Below are 20,463 nucleotides of genomic sequence, written 5' to 3'. Positions count from 1 at the left end.
CTCACGGTCGAGCAGACGCCAGAAGACGACGCCGTATCGGCGCAGCAGGGTCATGGCGACGTGTTCCAGTGCATCTCCCGGTGCGCCGTCGCTTTGCGGGCGGCGCAGCAACGCCCAGCGTCCCGCGTCATCCATCCCGCCTATGAAACGCCCTCCCCGCCTTGGCCGGCGGCTGGAGAATGCGTTGCGCCGCGAGGCCGGCGCGAGCAATGCGCGCAAGCCGGCGAAACTATCGGCGTTGACCAGTCCCATCGATACCAGTTCGCCCAGCGCCGTCTCGAGTTCGGTGTCGAGCAGGCGGACATCGGAGCGCAGCTCGTCGAAGAACATGGCGCCGTGTTGTGTGAGCGCGTCGAAGATCATTTGCGCACGCGATGACGGTTCGGGCGACTGGGCCGGCTGCATCAGCGCATTCCACGCCGGCAAGTTGCGGCGCGGCAGCAGGACGATGGGCGTGGTGCGCACCGGTCCGCCCGAGCTGCGCGAGCGTATGCCCGGACGGCTCCAGACCCCCTTGCCGGCGCGGCAGAGGTCGTCGAGCCAGGACATCGAATATTCGCCGAGACGCGCGGGCAGGATCTCGTCCTCCCATGCCACCGCCGGGGCTTCATAACCCTCGAGCTGCTCGATGACCGACATCAGCGCGTCATGGCCGTCGGCATGCGGATCGGCTTTGGAATCCGCGCTCAAATGCTGCCAGTCGAACTGGAAGCGCATGAAATCCTGCAACTCGACCGGTTCGATCTCGCGACGCAGGCGGCGCACGGTGTATCGGTGGATACGAGCGAGCAGATGACGCTCGCACCATTCTTCTTCCATGGCGCCCGGCGTGAAGCGGCCGCGCATGACATATCCCTCGGCTTCGAGACGCGTCAGCGCGAGCGCCACCGGCGACGCCGGGACCACGAGCGCGCGTGCGATTACCGCGACGGGCAGCGGACCAAAACCGCTCAGCCGCGCGCGTATGATTTCAACGAGCGCATCGTCTTCTGTCCAGGCGTCGTCGAAGCCCTGCGGCGGCTTCAAAGGCGGTTGCATCGGTGCGACCGGATGGATCGCGCGCACGCACGTGAGACGTTCGACCGGCACCCACAACCCCTCCTTCGATGCCACCTGGAGACACGTCGCACGGCCCGACTGCGCCAACGCGGTCAGCCATGCAGGCCAGCCATCGTTGGCTTCAGCCTCGGCGTCCGTGATGCACGCAAGCGTGGAGAGCGCTTCATGCATTTCATCGGCGCTACGCACCGACGGCCACGCTTCCTCGCGCACGCCCGCGATGGCGTCGGCATCGAGCGCGCCGAGATCATCGGCGGAATCGGGATCGGTCCAGCGGCGGGCCAGTACGGCTTGCGTGCGGCGTTCCTCGATCGGGGCATCGTCGAGAAAGGCGTACGGACGCGCCGACAAAACCTCAGCCGCCAGCGGCGACGGCGCGGGCAGATCGCGCGTGACAAGCCTGATATCGCCACTTTCGATACGCCGCAGCAACGCCAGCCACGCGTTGCAATCCATGGCGTCGTGCAGGCAGTCGTCGATGGTCTGGTCCACCAGCGGGTGATGCGGCACCTCGCGCTCGCCCACCACGTTTTCGATGCACGCCGCCTGATCCGGAAACACGGCCGCGAGCAGGTCCTCGCTTTTCATCCGCTGCAGTTGCGGCGCAACGCGTCTCCCTCCGGCATAACGCGGCAACGCCAGCGCGTTGGTCGCGTTCCAGCGCCAGCGCACGCCGAAAAGCGGCGCGTCGAGCAGCGCCTGGATCAGCACATGTTCCGCCGTGGCCGGACGCAGATAACGCCAGACTTCATCGAGTGGGAAACTGTGGCCGCCCGTCAGCGACAAGACGATCGCGTCTTCAGTGGCCGCCGCCTGCAACTCGAAGTTGAATGTGCGGCAAAAACGCTTTCGCAGCGCGAGTCCCCACGCACGGTTGACGCGGCTGCCGAACGGCGTGTGAATGACGAGCTGCGTGCCGCCGGAGGCATCGAAGAAACGCTCCATCACGAGCGTATCCTGTGTCGGCAAGACGGATAGCGCCGCACGCGACCGAGCCAGATATTCGACGATCTGCCGTGCCGCTGCCTCTCCAATGCCCGTGGTTTCATCGAGCTTCGCGATCGTTTCCTCAACCGTAGATGAGCCGAGCCACGTATCCACTTGCTGATGCAAGCGCGCTATCGCAGCGGAGAGCTCATCGCTGCGTCCGGGCGCTTCGCCAAGCCAGAACGGAATGTTCGGCGGCTGACCATGTGCGTCTTCCACGCGGACCCGGCCGCCTTCCACACGCAGGATCTTGTACGACGCGTTGCCGAGCTGGAACACATCGCCGGCAAGACTTTCGACCGCGAAATCTTCGTTGACCGTGCCGATCTGCAAGCCTTGCGGTTCAAGCAGGACCGCGAAGTCCGCGTTGTCGGGAATCGCGCCGCCGGACGTGACAGCGGTCAGGCGCCCACCGCGCCGGCCGCGCACCGTATGCGTCACCGCATCGCGATGCACATAAGCTCCGCGCACGCCGGTTCGTCCCGTGTAGCCTTCGGCGAGCATCCGCAATACCGCATCGTATTGCGCACGTTCGAGCGAGGCGTACGGCATTGCGCGGCGCACGAGCGCGAACAACGCGTCCTCATGCCATTCGCGGCTCGCGACTTCGGCGGCGATCTGCTGTGCGAGGACATCGAGCGGCGCGTTCGGGATATGCAACGCATCGAGTTCGCCACGGGCGACGCAATCGAGCAACGCCGCGCATTCGATCAGGTCGTCGCGCGACTCGGGGAAGAGCCGTCCTTTTGGCGTGCCGCCGACCTGATGCCCCGAACGCCCGACGCGCTGCAAAAAGCCGCCGATCGACCCCGGCGAGCCGAGCTGGCAAACCAGCTCCACATCGCCAATATCGATACCCAGTTCCAGCGATGCCGTCGCGATCAGCACCTGCAACTCGCCGCGCTTCAGGCGCTGCTCGGCATCGAGCCGCTGCTCCTTCGCAAGACTGCCGTGATGCGCGGCGACCGCGGTCTTGCCGAGGCGCTCGGTGAGATGGCGCGCGACGCGCTCGGCCATGCGGCGCGTATTCACGAACACGAGCGTGGTGCTGTGCATGCCGACGAGTTCGGCGAGCCGGTCGTAGACACGCTCGCGCACGTCATTCGACATGATGGCGTCGAGCGGCACGGGCGGCAGTTCGAGCGCGAGATCGCGTTTGCGGACGTGGCCGACATCGACAATGGAACACGGCCGGTTGCCCGTCAGGAACTTCGCGACGAGTTCGATCGGCTTTTGTGTCGCCGATAACCCGACCCGCACCGGCGTCTCCTGCCGCCGCTCCATGCACAGTGCATCGAGCCGCTCGAGGCTCAGCGAAAGATGCGCGCCGCGCTTGTTCCCGGCGACCGCATGGATTTCATCGATGATCACCGTGCGGACCGTCGACAACATCGAGCGTCCGGAATCCGAACCCAGTAGCACGTAAAGAGATTCCGGCGTGGTGACGAGAATATGCGGCGGCCGCTTCCTGACAGCGTTGCGTTCCTTTTGCGTGGTGTCGCCGGTGCGCACGGCCGCGCGAATTTCAACCGGCGGCAGGCCGAGCCGTTCCAGTTCCGCCGAGATCCCGGCGAGCGGGTCTTCGAGATTCACGCGGATATCGTTGGAAAGCGCCTTCAGCGGCGAGACGTAGACCACGGAGGTCTCGTCGGACAACGGTTCCTTCACGCTTTCATGCACGAGCTGATCGATCGCCGCAAGGAACGCCGTCAATGTCTTGCCCGAACCGGTAGGTGCAGCGACAAGCGTCGAGCGCCCGGCTTTCAGCAGCGGCCACGCGCGGGCCTGCGCCTCGGTGGGCGCGGGGAAATGCCGGTTGAACCAGTTCGCAACGGCGGGATGAAAGCCGGCGAGCGGTTTTGGAGTCATTTTCCTGGCTGCGGTCATATCACTAGTGTATTAGCGGCGCGCAAAACGCGTCCGGCTCGCTGTGCCTCCGTCCGCCGAAATGATCGATTCAATCAAATATACGATCGATTTGCGCATTTCATCAATCGAGACTACACTTCATTTTGATCATTCCAATCAAACATATGATCGATTCGAGCACTCGACTCGAGATCACCTCTCAGCAGGCATTACACCGGAGACCCGCATGGCCCAGTTCCCAATCAAGCGTTCAATCGAGCGTGTTCCCGGCGGCATGATGATCGTGCCGTTGCTGATCGGTTCGCTGATCGCGACCTTCCTGCCCGGCATGCCGAAGTTCTTCGGCTCCTTCACCAGCGCGCTGTTCACCGGCGCGTTGCCCATTCTGGCCGTGTTCTATGTGTGCATGGGCGCGAGCATCGATGTCAAGGCCACGCCGTATCTCATCAAGAAAGGCGGCGCGCTGTTCGCGGCGAAGATCGGCTCGGCGATCGTGGTGGGTATTGTGCTGGGGCACTTCCTGGGCGAGCAACCGGTGTCATCGGGCATCTTCGCCGGCATTTCGACGCTGGCCGTCGTCGCCGCGATGAACGATACCAACGGCGGCCTCTATATGGCGCTGATGGGCCAGTACGGCCGATCGGAGGACGTGGGCGCGTACACGATCATGTCGCTGGAATCGGGACCGTTCCTGACCATGGTCACGCTCGGCGTGGCAGGGTTGTCGGCGTTTCCGTGGCCGACACTCGTAGGCAGCATCCTCCCGCTCGTCGTCGGCATGCTGCTGGGCAACCTGGACCGCGAAATGCGCGACTTCCTCGCGCGTGCCGTGCCGGTGATGATCCCGTTTTTCGCACTGGCGCTGGGCGCGAGTCTCGATCTGCACAAGGTCTGGCAAGCTGGATTGCTCGGCATCGGACTGGGTCTGGCAGTCGTAGTCGTGACCGGCATTCCGCTGTATTTCACCGATCGCATGACCGGCGGCACGGGCGTGGCGGGCGTCGCAGCCGCGAATACCGCAGGTAATGCGGCGGCCGTTCCCGCCTTGATCGCGGCGGCCAATCCGGTCTATAACGAGGCCGCAAAAAGCGCCACATTGCTGGTTGCGGCATGCGTGGTAGTGACCGCGATCGTGTCGCCCATCCTGACCGCCGCTGTTGCCAAACGCGCGAGCGCGCGTGCCGAAGCACGCCGCGTCCTGAACAAAGAGGCCACGCGATGAACACCCGCAGCATCCTCATCATCGCAGACGATCTGTCGGGCGCGGCCGATTGCGCGATTGCGTTCGCCGGCGCGGGACGGCGCACGATCGTGACGCTGGATGCATCGAGCGCGTTGAAGGCAGGCACCGATGCAGATTCCATCGATGTGATCGCCGCCGATACCGACACCCGCCGCCTCGCATCGAACGCTGCCGCGCGCCGGACCGCCGATGCATTCAGTACGCTCGCCGCGCCTGGCCGCCGCTTGTACAAGAAGATCGATTCGACCTTGCGCGGCAACTGGGCCGCCGAGGTCGCGGCGCTGCAACCGCGTGCGGGTCTCGCGATCGTCGCGCCCGCGTTTCCGGCAACCGGCCGGACCACGCACGGCGCGCGCGTGCTGGTGCATGGCGAGCCGCTCGAAAGCACGGATACATGGAAGCTGGAAAACGCCGACCGGCCGGCCAACGTGCAGGCCATGCTGGAAGACGCGGGTCTGCGCTGCGCTTCGATCGATGTGGACACCCTGCGCGGCGACGCCGAGGTTCTGCGCAACCGCGTCCGCGCGACGACGAAGGAACGCATCGAGGCACTGATCGTCGATGCCCATACCGGCGACGACCTCAAGCGCCTCGCCGAAATCACCTCGCAACTCGACCACGAACTCTTCTGGGTGGGATCAGGCGGACTCGCGCGCGAACTGGCGACGCTTCCCGATCTCTTCAGCAACCCGCCGAGCGAGCCGCTCATCCACGAGAAACAGCATGGCCCGATCCTCGTGCTGGTCGGCAGCTTGTCGTCCGTCTCCGAGCGCCAGTGTGCGATGCTCCGGGAGCGTGCGGGCATTGCCGAACTGATCGTGCCGCCAGCCGTATTGCGCCAGGGCGCGGGTGCGGAAAACGAGCACAGCGAGTGGCGCGAATGGCAATCGAAGATCGCCGATTTTCTCGTGAAGCGAATCGATCTGCTGGTTCGTATCGGCCGCGACGATGCCTTCGATCCCGCCGAAGGCGCGCATCTGTCGAATGCATTGGCCGCGCTGGTCGCACCGCACTTCGAGCACATCGGCGGGTTGATTGCGACCGGCGGCGAGACCGCCCGCGCGATGCTGAGCGCCACGGGCATCGGCAGTCTCGATTTGCTGGCCGAAGTCGAAGCCGGCGTTGCGGTTGCACGGCCTTCTGCGCCACTGGCATCGCGCCCCGCGATTGTCACGAAGGCCGGCGCATTCGGCAGCGAACATGCGCTGTTCGGCGCGTGGGAACACCTGCAGCGGCTGCCTTTACCAACAACTAACACGCATTGAATCCAGGCGAGCGCGATTTCAATTAAAGCGTAACGAAAGCGCCCCACATACACGGAGTAACACCAAGATCATGAGCAACTATCTTCCCGTAATCGGCATCACGATGGGCGATGCAAGCGGCGTCGGCCCCGAGATCGTCGTCAAGAGCCTCACGCACAAAGTGGTCTACGAGCAATGCCGTCCGCTCGTGATCGGCGACGCGCGCCGCCTCGAACAAGCCAACGAGATCGTCAACGGCACCGCGAAGATCCGCCGCATCAAGGACGCGACCGAGGCGAAGTACGAGCCGGGCACGATCGACTGTATCGACCTCGACCTGATCCCCGATGACCTGCCCTTCGGCAAGCTGTCGTCCGTTGCAGGCGACGCGGCCTACCAGTACATTGCGCGTGCAGTCGAGTTGGCGGAATCGAAGCAGATCGACGCCATCTGCACCGCGCCGCTCAACAAGGAAGCGCTTCACGCCGGTGGCCACAAGTATCCCGGCCACACCGAAATGCTCGCGCATCTCACGGGCGTCAAGGAAGTATCGATGATGCTCGTCGCGCCGCAATTGCGCGTGATCCATGTGACGACGCATATCGGCATCATCGATGCGATCAAGAAGATCGAACCCGGTCTTGTGCAGCGCACGATCGAACGCGGCAACGCCACGCTCATCAAGGCAGGAATCGCGAAGCCGCGCATTGGCGTTTGCGGCATCAATCCGCATGCCGGCGAGAACGGCTTGTTCGGCTATGGCGAGGAAGAGGAAAAGATCATCCCGGCTGTAAAAGGGCTGCAGGAACAGGGACTCGATGTCACCGGTCCCCTCCCCGCCGATACGCTCTTTTTCCGCGCCGGCCGCGGCGACTTTGACCTCGTGGTCGCGATGTACCACGACCAGGGACATGGTCCGGTGAAGGTGCTCGGGCTCGAAGCGGGCGTGAACGTGACGGTCGGTTTGGAAGTGATCCGGACGTCAGTGGATCACGGCACGGCGTTCGACATCGCAGGCAAAGGGATCGCCGACGAACGCAGCCTGCTCGAAGCCCTGCGCCAGGGCGCGGAACTCGCGACGCGGCGCGGCTGATCGTGATGGCGGCGGTGTCCGGTCGTGTAACATCGGCGGCCTTGTTCTTCGCTTGAGCCCATTGCCATGAAAGCCGCCGACCGCCACCGCGCCATCCTCGATCTCGTCCTTACGCGCGACGCCAATGTCGAGCAGTTGAGCGAGGCGCTGGGGGTGTCGGAAGCGACCGTGCGGCGCGATCTGACCATGCTCGCGAAGGAGCGCCGGCTGGTGCGCACCTATGGCGGCGCGACGGCGCTGGTCGGAGCGCATGAGCCGGAGGCGTCGCTGGAAGAGCGCAAGTCGGCGCAGCGCGAGCAGAAAGAAGCGATCGCGCAAGCCGCTGCGCTGCACGTCCAGGACGGCGACACCGTTCTGCTCGATGGCGGCACGACCTGCGCCGCGCTCGCCCGGCAGTTGAGTGCGCATCACGATTTGCATGTGGTGACGAACAACCTGCTTGCGGTGATGACGCTGGCCAATGCGCCCGGCGTGAGGATCACGCTGATAGGCGGTGATTTGAGGGCTTCGAGCATGAGTACGCTCGGGCCGCTGGCTGAACTTGTGCTGAGCCGTTTGAGCGTGGACGTGGCGTTCCTCGGTGCGGATGGCGTAGCCGCGGATTTCGGGTTGTGCGAGGCGACGGCGGAGCAGGCTTATCTGAAAGATTGCATCATTCGCCGCGCGGCGAAGGTGATCGTTCTCGCCGATGCCGACAAACTCGGCCGCGCAAGGCAACAGCACTGGACGCCGCTTGAACGGGACTGGACCTTGATCACCACCGATCTGGCCGGGGCTGAACGGCTTGCGCCGTTCAAGGCATTGAAGGGGGTCGGGGTCCAGGTCGTCGCGATGGACGCCTAATGGACGCCTAATGGACGCCTAATGGACGCTTAATGGACCATTAAGCGCTGGTCGAGCCCCTGGCCGACTTGTCTGCATCCGCCGCACGCTCCAGCAACAATTCTCTCTCCCTCGCGTTCCTCGTCATCGACGCGGCACGCTCGAACGCCTTGCGCGCTTCTTCATGCCGGCCGAGCCTCGCCAGCAGATCGCCCCTGACGCTCGGCAACAAGTGGTAATTCGCAAGCACTGCATCTTCAGCCAGCCCGTCGACGATCGCCAGACCCGCCGCCGCGCCGAACGCCATCCCCACTGCCACTGCGCGGTTCAGCTCAACCACAGGCGAAGGCGCCACCACGGACAACGCATCGTACAAAGCCACGATGTGTTCCCAGTCCGTCTCCTCCGCGCGCCGCGCCCGCGCATGACACGCCGCCAGTGCGCCCTGCAGCGCGTATGGTCCACGCCGCGCGTTCAATGCCTCGGCGCGCGCCAGCGCAGCCAACCCGCGCCGGATCAGCAACGGGTCCCAGCGGCTGCGATCCTGATCCATCAGCAAGATCGCGCGGCCGTTCGGGTCGGTGCGCGCGTGAATCCGCGATGCCTGGATCTCCATCAGCGCAACCAGTCCGTGGACCTCGCTTTCATCGGGCGCGAGGCCGGCCAGAATGCGCCCCAGGCGCAAGGCGTCATCGCACAAGGATGGCCGCATCCAGTCGTCGCCGGCCGTGGCCGAATAGCCTTCGTTGAAGATCAGGTAGATCACTTCGAGCACCGACGCGAGCCGCGCCGCGCGTCTATCGGCCGTCGGTACTTCGAACGGCACGCGCGCCGCCGATAACGTTCGCTTCGCCCGCACGATCCGCTGCGCGATGGTCGGCTCGGGCTGCAGGAAAGCGCGCGCGATTTCATCGGTGGTGAGGCCGCCGAGCAGGCGCAAGGTCAGCGCAACCCGCGCATCGAGCGACAATACCGGATGACACGCGGTGAACACGAGCCGCAGCAGGTCGTCGCCTATGTCGTCTTCGCGCGCGGCGCCGAGGGCATCGACAAAATCCGGCGTGACATGCTCTTCGCGCGCATCCATGTCGAGCCCCAGTTCCTCGTGTTTGCGGGCGTGCAATGCATCCTGGCGCAAGCGGTCGAGCGCGCGATGCTTCGCCGTTGTCACGAGCCACGCGCCCGGATTGTCAGGCACGCCATCCACCCGCCAATGTTCGAGCGCCGCAACCAGCGCGTCCTGCGCGAACTCCTCGGCAAGCGATACGTCACGCACCAGCCGCGTGACCACCGCGATGACCTTCGCCGATTCCAGCCGCCATACGGCTTCTATCGCGCGATGCGTGGCCTGATCCTGCTCGCCCGGCGTTTCGCTCACGATGCGGCCGCCGCTGTTGCTCTGGCGACCATCTGCATGGGCTCGTGGAATCGCTTGTGCATTCAAAGTCCTCGTCATTCTCAGTCGAGCATCGGCATCTAACGCCGCGCGGGCAGGAGCTCACGAAAGCGATCGAAGGCCTCGCCCGAGCCCAGCTCATCGAGTTCGTACAGTCGCCGCACTTCTATCTCGCCGCTTTCGTGCTCGCCCATCGGCGCGGGAAAACGGCGCACCCATTCCACGGCTTCCTCACGCGAACGGACCTGGATCAGCGTGTATCCGGCAATCAACTCTTTCGTCGCGGCAAAAGGTCCATCTGTGACCGTGCGCCGGCCGTTCTCGTAACGCACTCGCCAGCCCGTGGCGCTCGGATGGAAACCGCTTGCATCGAGCAACACGCCGGCTTTCGAGAGTTCCTCGTGATACGCGCCCATTGCGCTTAACAGCGCTTCGTCCGGAAGAACGCCTGCTTCGGTATTTTCGTTGGCCTTGACCATGATGATGAATCGCATCGCCGTCTCCTCGAGGTTGGAAGCAAGAACGCGCGCTGCGCTCTCATCCCCACGACGATTCACGATTCACCGAATCGACATCGTTTTAATGACTTTCGACGATCCTGAGCAAACGCTCACACCCAGCACGGCGCGATCTTGCGGACTTCGACCTCGCACCACTCCGCGGCCGGACACGCCGATGCAATCTCGATCGCCTCTTCCTGCGTCTCACACGTGAGCATGAAAAAGCCGCCGATCATCTCCTTGGCTTCGGCGAAAGGCCCGTCGGTCAGGCTCGCCTTGCCGTCGCGCTTCTTGACCCGCAATCCGTCCGATGCCAGGGATTCACTCGCAACCAGCAGTCCACGCTCTTTCAGCCCCGCGCCGAATTCGACCATGCGGTCGTAAAGCAACCGCCCTTCGGCTTCCGTGCGTTCAGCGCGCTGACCAACGGGTTCGGCAATGAGCAGCATGTAAGGCATGACGTCTCCTGAATGATGTGTGTGCCCGGGTTTGCGACACAGGCTCAAGGTAACAAGTGTCCCGCGAGCTTTCAATCCGTTCATTTACTTGGCCAAGCACCCTTCGCAGTAATGCGAAACCCGTTAAGCTGTCGGCCTTCCAACCGCCGCGTGGGCCGCTCTCTATTAATTTATGGTCGATTTATCCGTCTACGCCGGCCTCTTTGCGGTCGCCCTGATCGCGGCGACGCTCTTTCCCCTTCAATCCGAAGCACTGCTCGCCGGATTATTGATTGCCCATAAGCAACCAGTCTGGATGCTCGTCGCGGTCGCGAGCGTGGGAAACGTGGCGGGATCGACGATCAACTGGGCGCTTGGACGCTCAATTGAAAAGCTGCGCGACAAACGCTGGTTCCCGATCAAGGGACGCGCACTCGATCGCGCCGAGAACTGGTACAAGCGCTTCGGCCGATGGACCTTGCTCCTTAGCTGGACGCCGGTGATAGGCGACCCGCTCACGATGATCGCCGGCGTTCTGCGCGAGCCGTTGTGGTCGTTTCTCGTGATCGTGACGATTGCCAAGACAGCGCGCTACGTGGTGATTGCCGCATTGATCGCGATGTGACGGCACCGCGGCTGTCCAGAAAATCAAGGTCAGAACAAACGCAATGGGGCCGGACCGAAGTGGCAGGTATTTTCTGACTGATGAATCATCGCCGCTGGTAAACGCTGACATCCGAATCGTCCGTTCAAACGTAATACATCAATTGCGCATTGAAGCGCGATTAAACTGACGAAAGAAACTGGCGCTTTAACGTTTGCGCCACCTGACGCTTCCTACATAAGCTGAACAAAACGGTCTTTTTGCCTTCTATTTGCGGCTTAAACCACAAAAGTTTTTGCTAAGGTGCGTTAAGTGGCAAAAACAAATCACCTTGAAGTAGACTCCCCGCTTAACGGGTAAGGCGTACTGGATTCATTGCTCAATACCCCGCGGTAACGTGTAATTAATACTGATTCGCCGCGGCTCTCAAGAACATCACATTTCTACTGACCACCTGGCTGCTTTCTTCCGACACCATGGCTATGACTCTGGACTATCTGCTGGACCGGCAAATTTCTTCGCAATGGCGTGGCGTTCTCGTCGCGCTTGCCGAAGAGTTCGACACGCAGATCGGCCGCGATGAACTCCGTCAGTTGATGCAACGCGTCGGTCGCCGCTTCGCAGCCGCGCATCCGCTTCCCGCGTGCAGCAATACGCCCGAACTGGGCGCTGCCTTGAATGCGGTCTGGAACGACGTCGACTGGGGTTTTGTGGAAGTGACGGACGAGCCGGAGTATCTGCGCATCGTGCATTGCTGCCCGCCACTGCTCGCATTCGGCGCGAACGCATTGCCGTGGACGCCGGCGTTTCTCGAAGGCGCCTATCAGGAATGGCTGAGTGCGCTCGGCGCTGACGGGCTCGCCGTGGTGCAGGCAGGAGAATTCGACGAAACCGCTGCAGTCGAGTTCCGGCTCGGCCGATATACAAACTAAGGCGTCAAGTCATTCAGCGCGGCATTGAAGCAACACAGCACGACCACGAATAAACAGTCGATCAGGCATCAACCCAGATAAAGCGCCATGAGCGCACAGGTCACTGGCCAGTGATCGCAAGGGTTACGCCCAAAGTAAAACCGAGAGTACGAGGATGCAGCACATGAACCCTTCGCGCGATATTGAAAAGCTCTTCGATCAGTTTGGCGGCGATGCCAGCGACTATCAGGAGATCGGCCGGGAAAACGAGGCAAGTCACGCGCGCACGCGCTGGCCGCTGCTCGCGACGCTCGACCTGTCGCAGCCTTCGATTCCCAATGTCTCGCAGAATCGGGATTCGCTGCTTTCTCCGGTGCACAACCGCTCCGCAGAGCCGCGCAAGAAAGCGTGGGGCGCGCCGGCAGAAAGCGAAGCGGCCGATGACGAAGCAGTGCAGGGCGCGCCCGCAAACGCGACGACCAAACCGGCGTTCACGCGTGACACACGCCCGCGCCTTTTCTCGCGCCCGAACCGCAAGACCATTCCTCCTGTTGCGAATATCGCGCTGCCCGGGTCGCCGGTCGGTGCGCAACGCTTCTCGGCGCTCGTGGATGCGGTCGAGGGTGCATCGAATGTCGAGGAAACGCCTGTCTTGACTGCAGCGGTTACACCGGACCTGATCGCACGGCTTCAGCCGCAGGCTCCGGCGCCGTAACAACAACAGCCACCGCATCGGCCGACGTTGCCGCGCTCGCAGGCGCTGTCCACGCCGGAGAAGCTGCCCGGTTTTGCGAGCGCGTTCCAGGTGCCACGTCCGCAGCCGGTCACGAAGCCCTCGCTGCCACGCATTCAGCCGACGCAGCCCGCCTCCGAGCCGGGCGCGCAATCGATTCTCGCAAAGGCGTTCCGTCCGCAAGCCGCAAGCCCCGCGCAAGCCCCGCAGCAAGCCCCTCAGCAAGCTGGCGCGCCGCGCTCCGACTCGCTCCAGTCGATGTTCGAGCGTCTGCGCGGACCGGCTGTGGCGGCATCTTCGAATGAAACAACCGTCGCGGGTTCCTGGCTCGCCAAGCGCGCGTCACGGTCATGAAGGTCATTACCGTGGTATCCGCCAAAGGCGGCGTAGGTAAAACCACGCTCGCCGCCAACCTCGCCTCGGTGCTGGCCGCCCGCGGGCGCCGCGTGATTGCGCTCGACCTCGATCCGCAAAACGCATTGCGCCTGCACTTCGGCATTCCGCTCGACAGTATCGACGGCCTGTCGCGCGCCACGCTCGCCAACGAAGCGTGGCAAACCGTGATGTTCGATGGAGTAGATGGTGTCACCGTCGTGCCCTACGGCGCGGTCCTGGAAGACGATCGCCGGCACTTCGAGGCGTATATCGACCGGGAGCCGCAGTGGCTCGCGCAGTCGCTGGAGACGCTCAAGCTCGACACCAACGACATCGTCATCGTCGATACCCCGCCGGGTTCCTCCGTCTATACACGCACCGCGCTGACCGCCGCGAACTTCGCGCTGAACGTGGTGCTGGCGGACGCTGCATCGTATGCAGCCATCCCGCAGATGGAACGCATGATCGAGGCCTACGCCACGCCGCGAGCGAACTTCGCGGGCACGGGTTACGTGGTGAACCAGGTGGACCAGACGCGCCAACTGACCAAGGACGTGCTGAAGGTCTTGCGCAACATGCTGGGCGGCAAGATGTTCTCGGGTGTCATTCATCTCGATGAAGGCGTAAGCGAATCGCTCGCCTGCGACACCACCCTGATCCATTACGACCCGCTGAGCCAGGCGACCGCCGATCTTCGCGCATGCGGCGAATGGCTCCTGAATTCAGTCGATGCCATGCCGGTTTCTCCGAGGAACGTCGCATGAACAAGCCCCGCGCACGACGCCTTTCCGAAGCGGACGAAATTCCGTCGCGTCTCGAACGCCTGGTCGATTCGGGCATCTGGAACAGCCGGATCTTCAGCGGCCTGCTGACCGTGTTCGCCGTCGTCACGATGTACTTCGTGTGGACGGTGCCGATGGTCGCGACCCAGCAGTTGATCTTCGCGTGCTGCTGCTTCGGGTTCGCAATGGCGCTGCGGCGCCTGCGCGGCCAGTACGCCACGCTCGTCATGATCATGTTGTCGGTGACCGTGACCGGGCGCTACATGTACTGGCGCCTGACCGAGACGACCTACTGGGAACGTCCGCTCGACGCCGCGTGGGGTTTGCTGCTGGTCACCGCCGAAGTGTATTCCGCGATCGTGCTGATGCTCGGGTATTTCCAGACCGCGTGGCCGCTGCAAAGAAGGCCCATGCCGTTGCCGCAGAACCGCGACGAGTGGCCGACCGTCGACGTTTTCATTCCGACCTATAACGAGCCGCTCGGCGTGGTGAAGCCGACCATCTACGCGGCGCTCGCAATGGACTATCCGAAGGACAAGATTTCGATCCATGTCCTCGACGACGGCCGCCGTCCCGACTTCAAGGCCTTCTGTGAAGAAGTGGGTGTGACGTGGACCATCCGCACGCACAACCGGCATGCGAAGGCCGGCAACATCAATGAAGCGCTGAAGACCACGAGCGGCGAATATCTCGCGATCTTCGATTGCGATCACATCCCTACGCGCTCGTTCCTGCAGATCGGCCTCGGCTGGTTCCTGAAAGACAAGCTGCTTTCGATGCTGCAGACGCCGCACCACTTTTTCTCGCCCGATCCGTTCGAACGCAATCTCGGTACGTTTCGCAAGGTGCCCAACGAAGGCGAGTTGTTCTACGGCCTCGTGCAGGACGGCAACGACCTCTGGAACGCGACCTTCTTCTGCGGCTCGTGCGCCCTCTTGCGCCGTACGATGGTCGAGGAGATCGGCGGTATTGCGGTGGAGACGGTGACCGAAGATGCGCATACGGCGTTGAAGCTGCATCGGCTGGGTTATACGACCGCGTATCTCGCGATTCCGCAAGCCGCGGGGCTCGCGACGGAAAGCCTGTCGGGGCACATCGGCCAGCGCATTCGATGGGCGCGCGGCATGACGCAGATTTTCCGTATCGATAACCCGCTCACTGGCAAGGGTCTCAAGCTCGGCCAGCGGCTCTGTTATCTCAACGGCATGATGCACTTCTTCTACGGCATTCCGCGCCTCGTGTTCCTGACGGCACCGCTGTCGTACCTGTTCTTCGGCGCGCACGTGATCCAGGCGGCGGCGGGCACCATCGCGATCTACGCGTTGCCGCACATGATGCACGCGAGCATCACGAACTCGCGCATGCAGCGCCAGTTCCGCCATTCGTTCTGGGCCGAAGTGTACGAGTCCGTGCTCGCGTCCTACATCACCGCGCCGACCCTCCTCGCGATGATCAACCCGAAGCTCGGCAAGTTCAACGTGACGGCCAAGGGCGGCCAGATCGCGAAGGATTACTTCGACTACAGCATCTCGAGGCCGTACCTGATCTTGCTGGTGCTGAACCTGCTCGGGTTTATCGCGGGGATCGTGAACATCTACATTCACTGGGACGTGAAAAGCGAAGTGAACACGGTCTTGCTGAACCTTGCGTGGACCACGTACAACATGCTGATCCTCGGCGCAAGCGTGGCCGCTGCGAGCGAACGCAAGCAGGTGCGCACGACGCATCGGGTCGAAATGAAGATGCCCGTGATGCTGAAGTTCTCGACCGGCCGCACGCTTGCCTGCGAGACCATGGACTACTCGGAAGGCGGCGTGGGCGTGAAGCTGCCGGGCGACCTGCAAGTGCCGTTGCACGAGAAGGTCACCGTATCGCTTTTCCGCGGCGATGAAGAATATGCGTTCCCCGCGACGGTCGGCTTCAGCGCCGTTGGACGCGTGGGATTGCGTTTCTCGGCGCTGACGCGCGAGCAGGAATTCGAATTCGTGAAGACGACTTTTGCCCGCGCCGATGCCTGGACCAACTGGTCCGAAGGCCGTACGCCGGATGCGCCGCTGCGCGGCCTGCGCCATGTGCTGACGGTGGGCGTGGGCGGTATCGGCGCGTTGTTCGAGCATCTTTTCAACGACGCGCGGACGTGGGTAGTGACGCGTACTCCAAGCGCCAAAAAACTCAAGACCAAAGACTGACATGGGTAAGGGAATCACGATGCTCCGCCTTGACACCGGCCGAGGCGAACAAGATCGGGCTGCGCCCGTGCCGCTGCGCTCCCGCCCCATCGCCCGTGCGCTGATGCGCTCGCTTGCCGGCTGGATGGCGTTGCAAACGGCGCTGGCCGTGCCGCTGGCATCGCTTGCCGGTGCCGCCAATGCCGCAAGCGCAAAAGAGGCGTCGGCTGCGAGCGCGCAGATCGCGCCAACCGCCCCAAGCGGCGTGCCGCTTCCTGGTCCCGCCGCGCCGTACAACAAGCTGACCATCGAACAACCGCCGCTTGCCGTTGCCGTTCCTGCCTTCGGGCAAGCCGCATCGGGCGCGGTGGGTGCATCGGCGGCGCCGGCCGTCAAGACGCTGGCATCGAAGACGCCGACGACCGCCGAACCCGGCACGCTGGTTCCCGGCGGCCGCCGCCAGACGCTGACCTTCGCCGATCTCGGTGCGCTCGATCCGCTGCAACTTCGCGGCACCGACGGCCAGAACGGCGTGCCGTTCTCGGTACGCGGCGACGAAGTCGTGACCGGCGCCGTGCTGCATCTGATCTACAGCTATTCGCCGTCGCTCCTGCCCGCCATCTCGCAGCTCAAGGTGCTCGTGAACGGCGAAGTCGCCGCAACCTTGCCGGTGCCGCGCGATCAGGCAGGCATCCTGGTTGCGCGCGACGTGTCCATCGACCCGCGCTTCATCACCGAATTCAACCACCTGAACGTGCAGTTGATCGGGCACTACACGCAGCAATGCGAGGACCCGTCGAACTCGACGTTATGGGCGACCGTCAGCAATGCGAGCTCGCTCGACCTGACGTATGCAACGCTTGAAAGCAAGCCGGATCTCGCCTCATTGCCCGCGCCTTTCTTCGACCGGCGCGATGTCCGCCGTCTCGAACTGCCCTTTGTCTTCGCGCAGAAACCGACACCCGCGACGCTCGAAGCGGCGGGCACGGTCGCGTCATGGCTTGGCTCGCTCGCGGGTTATCGCGGTGCAGTGTTTCCGGCGCAGGTCGACAACGTGCCGCTGTCCGGCAACGCGGTCGTGTTCGCGACGCCCGACCAGCATCCGGCCGGCGTGCAGATCCCCGAAATCTCCGGTCCGACCATCGCCGTGCGCGATCGTGAAGGCGGCGCACGCGGGCGCTTGCTGCTCGTGATGGGACGCAACGACGCCGAGCTGAAGACCGCGGCCAAGGCGCTGGGTATCGGACAGAATTCTTTCTCCGGCCAGAGCGTGACGATCACGCAGCTCAACGACTTCGCGCCGCGCAAGCCTTACGACGCTCCTAACTGGCTGCCGACCGATCGCCCGGTGCGCTTTGGCGAACTGGCTGAAGCACGCGACCTGACGGTGAATGGTTATAACGCCGACGCCGTGCGCGTGAACCTGCGCGTGCCGCCCGACTTGTTCATGTGGCAGACGAAGGGCGTGCCGATCGACCTGGGTTATCGATACACCGTGCGCCCGGCGCTCGACCGCTCCACGCTGAACATCAACGTGAACGACGGCTTCGTGCAGTCGCTGCGCATCCCGGCAGTGGCCACATCCACGTTCGATCTGGGCCGCTATTTCAATCGCGTCCTCCCCGACAAAACCGCTGCCGCGCGTCATCAAATCTATGTGCCGCCGCTTCTGCTGACACCGCGTTCGCAATTGCGCCTGCATTTCTATTACGACTATCCGAAGACCGGCGAATGCCAGGGCCGCATCCTGGACAACGTGGTCGGCGCGATCGATCCGAATTCGACCATCGACTTGTCGGGTTTCCCGCACTACATGGCGCTGCCCGATCTCGCAGCGTTCGCCAACGGCGGTTTCCCGTTCACGCGCATGGCGGATCTCTCGCAGACGGCCGTGATCATGCCCGACGATCCCAGCTCGGCGGACTACAGCCTGTTCCTGCTGGAGATGGGCCGCATGGGTGCATCGACGGGATATCCCACGTCCGGCGTCACGGTCGCACAAGCCAATCAGGTCGATAACCTCGCCGATAAAGACCTGCTGATCCTCGGTTCACCCGGGCGCCAGCCGCTCTTGCAACGCTGGTCGAAGAACATGCCGTTCTCGGGCGATGCCGACTCGCGCAACTTCGAACTCTCCGATGTCGCGTTCAAGGTCGTCGACTGGTGGCACGGCGAACGCGGCGTGGAGCGTTTGCCGGCACGCGCGGACCTCACGCTCGTGAGTTCCAACGGCGATGCGCTCATTACCGGCTTCAAATCTCCGCTGCACAGCGAGCGCAGCGCGGTCGCACTGATCAGCGCGGCGGGACAGTCGGATGCGGACTTGTCGGCGGCCTTGCTCGACAACGACATCCTCCCCGAGATCCAGGGCGCCATGGCCGTGATCCACGGACGCGACGTGACGGTGACATCGAACGGACAGGCGTATTACGTCGGCCGCCTGTCGCCATTCGAATACATGCGATGGGCGTTGTCGTCGCATCCGCTCCTGCTCGTCTTGAGCGGCTTGCTTGCGGCCATTATCATCGCGGCACTGTTCTACCGTGCACTGCGCGCGGTCGCAGCGCGCCGTTTGAGGGATTGATATGCAGGCTGGTTTCAAGCGTGGATCGAAGGCAGCAGTTTTGACGCTGGCATTGTTCAGCATGGGATTCACTCCTGGCGCCGGGGCTTTTGCGCCGGTGACGAAGGAATGCGCGGACTGGAACGCCTACCGGACGTTCGCGTCGCGCTTCATTCAAGCTGATGGCCGCGTGGTCGACTTCTCCACGCCGGCGCAGCAGACTACGTCCGAAGGCCAGTCGTATGCCATGTTTTTTGCGCTGGTCGCAAACGATCGCGCCATGTTCGACCGCTTGCTGAACTGGACCCGCGCGAACCTGGCGGCCAATCAGTTCGATGCAAACACCATGCGGCTGCCATCGTGGCAATGGGGCCGCAAAGCGGACGGCTCATTCGGCGTGCTCGATCCGAATTCCGCATCCGACTCCGATGTATGGATTGCCTACGATCTGCTGCAAGCCGGCCGTCTCTGGAACGAACCCCGCTATACGCGTCTGGGCGAAGCGCTCGCGGCGCAGATCGTGAAGCATGAAGTGGCGAGCCTTGATGGTATTGGACCGATGCTGCTGCCCGGTCCACAAGGTTTCCAGATTGGCGATGTGACGCGTCTCAACCCGAGTTATTCGCCGCTGCCGGTGTTGCGCGGTCTTGCCAGCGCCATGCCGAAGGGTCCCTGGAACGCGCTCGCGGAGAACGGTTACAAGCTGGTGTCGGTGACGTCGCCGCGAGGCTTCGCGCCCGACTGGGCGGCGTATAAAAACGGCCAGTTCGTGGTCGATCCGCAGAACGCCGACACCGGCAGCTACGACGCCATCCGCGTTTATTTGTGGGCAGGCATGGCGTCGAGCGCCGATCCGCTCAGCAAGCCTTGGCTCGCGGCGCTCGGCGGCATGCGCCAGGCCGTGGCGCAAACGGGGATTCCGCCGGAACGCGTGGCGGTATCAACGGGAGTGGGAAGCGGTGAAGGACCGTTGAGTTACTGGGCATCGCTTGGACCCTACTTCAAGGCGCTCGGCGATGACCGGGGTCTCGGGCTCGCACGCACGCATCTGGCCGTGCTCGATGCGCCCATCGGCTCGCCGGTCATCAACAACCGTGAGCCGGTGTATTACGACCGGGTGCTGGGTTTGTTCGGCGCCGGATTCATAGAAGGCCGATACCGCTTCGACGAAGCCGGCCGACTCGTCCCGAGTTGGAGAAGCGCATGTTGAAACGGTCTCTCTTTCCCTTGACGACACACGCCCGTGCGCGCGCGATTGCGCTGAGCGTGGCAGCGGGATGCGTCGCGAATGTGCCGTTGACGGCATTCGCGCAAGCCGCGAGCAGCGCCGCCGATGCAGGCACCGGTGCGGGCACCAATGCAAGCGCCAATGCCCCGCTCGCCGTATTGATCGACCAGGGCCGCTACTGGCAATCGCACCGGCGTGGCGACCTTGCAGAGCAGGCATGGCAGAAGGTGTTGCGTATCGACCCGAAGCAGCCTGACGCGCTCTACGGCATGGGCATCATCCTCGCGGATCGCAAGGACGGCAGCGGCGCGCAGCAATATCTTTCGCGCTTGCGGCAGGCGGCGCCGCAGTATCCGAATATCGATGAACTCGGCCGCCGGCTTGGCGAAACCAGTCCGCGCGACCAGACGGTGAACGACGCTCGGCGTCTCGCGCAAAGCGGCCAGAGC

17 protein-coding genes are annotated in these 20,463 nt (G+C 63.5%); 13 read left to right on the top strand and 4 right to left on the bottom strand.

Annotated features, from left to right (window positions below):
• A partial coding sequence (locus ACFFAR_RS04445; RefSeq protein WP_375507558.1) for a DEAD/DEAH box helicase occupies window positions 1–3,933 on the bottom strand: 3,933 nt, incomplete at its 3' end.
• A 208-nt stretch (window positions 3,934–4,141) separates the two neighbouring features.
• On the opposite strand from ACFFAR_RS04445, the gene ACFFAR_RS04440 reads away from it, so the two are divergent.
• The 4 genes from ACFFAR_RS04440 (at window position 4,142) to ACFFAR_RS04425 (ending at window position 8,338) form a co-directional block, all read left to right on the top strand.
• Window positions 4,142–5,137, top strand: coding sequence for a 2-keto-3-deoxygluconate permease (locus tag ACFFAR_RS04440; RefSeq protein WP_062002888.1), 996 nt, complete (start codon window positions 4,142–4,144; stop codon window positions 5,135–5,137).
• Window positions 5,134–6,423: a four-carbon acid sugar kinase family protein gene (locus tag ACFFAR_RS04435; RefSeq protein ID WP_174364104.1), complete on the top strand. Its 1,290-nt coding sequence runs from the start codon at window positions 5,134–5,136 to the stop codon at window positions 6,421–6,423. Before ACFFAR_RS04440 ends, ACFFAR_RS04435 begins: the two co-directional genes overlap by 4 nt.
• A 70-nt stretch (window positions 6,424–6,493) precedes the next feature.
• Window positions 6,494–7,495, top strand: a complete 1,002-nt coding sequence (gene pdxA / locus ACFFAR_RS04430) for a 4-hydroxythreonine-4-phosphate dehydrogenase PdxA (protein WP_375507557.1) — start codon at window positions 6,494–6,496, stop codon at window positions 7,493–7,495.
• A gap of 66 nt (window positions 7,496–7,561) precedes the next feature.
• Window positions 7,562–8,338: a DeoR/GlpR family DNA-binding transcription regulator gene (locus tag ACFFAR_RS04425; RefSeq protein WP_062170734.1), complete on the top strand. Its 777-nt coding sequence runs from the start codon at window positions 7,562–7,564 to the stop codon at window positions 8,336–8,338.
• A gap of 40 nt (window positions 8,339–8,378) precedes the next feature.
• Here ACFFAR_RS04425 and ACFFAR_RS04420 read toward each other — a convergent pair whose 3' ends face one another.
• The 3 genes from ACFFAR_RS04420 to ACFFAR_RS04410 form a co-directional block, all read right to left on the bottom strand.
• A complete protein-coding gene (locus ACFFAR_RS04420) occupies window positions 8,379–9,773 on the bottom strand; it encodes a sigma-70 family RNA polymerase sigma factor (protein ID WP_174364103.1) in 1,395 nt (464 codons plus the stop codon).
• 20 nt (window positions 9,774–9,793) lie between these two features.
• A complete protein-coding gene (locus tag ACFFAR_RS04415) occupies window positions 9,794–10,207 on the bottom strand; it encodes a YciI family protein (protein ID WP_062003667.1) in 414 nt (137 codons plus the stop codon).
• A 116-nt stretch (window positions 10,208–10,323) separates the two neighbouring features.
• Complete coding sequence (locus tag ACFFAR_RS04410) at window positions 10,324–10,671, bottom strand: YciI family protein (protein ID WP_062002884.1); 348 nt, start codon at window positions 10,669–10,671, stop codon at window positions 10,324–10,326.
• Between the two features lie 172 nt (window positions 10,672–10,843).
• Between ACFFAR_RS04410 and ACFFAR_RS04405 the strand changes: the two genes are divergently transcribed.
• From ACFFAR_RS04405 to ACFFAR_RS04365, 9 genes are all read left to right on the top strand, one after another.
• Window positions 10,844–11,275 carry a YqaA family protein gene (locus ACFFAR_RS04405; protein ID WP_062002883.1) on the top strand — a complete coding sequence of 144 codons (432 nt, stop codon included), beginning with the start codon at window positions 10,844–10,846 and terminating at the stop codon, window positions 11,273–11,275.
• A 455-nt stretch (window positions 11,276–11,730) separates the two neighbouring features.
• Window positions 11,731–12,186: a cellulose biosynthesis protein BcsD gene (bcsD, locus tag ACFFAR_RS04400; protein ID WP_075359021.1), complete on the top strand. Its 456-nt coding sequence runs from the start codon at window positions 11,731–11,733 to the stop codon at window positions 12,184–12,186.
• A 163-nt stretch (window positions 12,187–12,349) separates the two neighbouring features.
• A complete protein-coding gene (gene bcsP, locus ACFFAR_RS04395; RefSeq protein ID WP_174363882.1) occupies window positions 12,350–12,880 on the top strand; it encodes a cellulose biosynthesis protein BcsP in 531 nt (176 codons plus the stop codon).
• Between the two features lie 27 nt (window positions 12,881–12,907).
• Window positions 12,908–13,252: a hypothetical protein gene (locus ACFFAR_RS04390; RefSeq protein WP_174363881.1), complete on the top strand. Its 345-nt coding sequence runs from the start codon at window positions 12,908–12,910 to the stop codon at window positions 13,250–13,252.
• Window positions 13,249–14,037 carry a cellulose biosynthesis protein BcsQ gene (gene bcsQ / locus ACFFAR_RS04385; protein ID WP_062170727.1) on the top strand — a complete coding sequence of 263 codons (789 nt, stop codon included), beginning with the start codon at window positions 13,249–13,251 and terminating at the stop codon, window positions 14,035–14,037. Before ACFFAR_RS04390 ends, bcsQ begins: the two co-directional genes overlap by 4 nt.
• Window positions 14,034–16,244 carry a UDP-forming cellulose synthase catalytic subunit gene (bcsA, locus tag ACFFAR_RS04380; protein ID WP_062170726.1) on the top strand — a complete coding sequence of 737 codons (2,211 nt, stop codon included), beginning with the start codon at window positions 14,034–14,036 and terminating at the stop codon, window positions 16,242–16,244. Before bcsQ ends, bcsA begins: the two co-directional genes overlap by 4 nt.
• 19 nt (window positions 16,245–16,263) lie before the next feature.
• On the top strand, window positions 16,264–18,807 hold the full coding sequence (bcsB, locus tag ACFFAR_RS04375) for a cellulose biosynthesis cyclic di-GMP-binding regulatory protein BcsB (protein WP_375507556.1): 2,544 nt from the start codon (window positions 16,264–16,266) through the stop codon (window positions 18,805–18,807).
• Between the two features lie 61 nt (window positions 18,808–18,868).
• A complete protein-coding gene (bcsZ, locus tag ACFFAR_RS04370) occupies window positions 18,869–19,996 on the top strand; it encodes a cellulose synthase complex periplasmic endoglucanase BcsZ (protein WP_062172534.1) in 1,128 nt (375 codons plus the stop codon).
• The coding region (locus ACFFAR_RS04365) for a tetratricopeptide repeat protein (RefSeq protein ID WP_174364767.1) at window positions 19,990–20,463 on the top strand (474 nt) is incomplete at its 3' end. The genes bcsZ and ACFFAR_RS04365, both read left to right, overlap by 7 nt.

Origin of the sequence: uncultured Caballeronia sp., assembly GCF_964243625.1 — a bacterium.
Classification (GTDB): Bacteria; Pseudomonadota; Gammaproteobacteria; order Burkholderiales; family Burkholderiaceae; genus Caballeronia.
The sequence above is the reverse complement of the archived record's forward strand: the minus strand, read 5'-3'. Positions and strand labels throughout refer to the sequence as shown.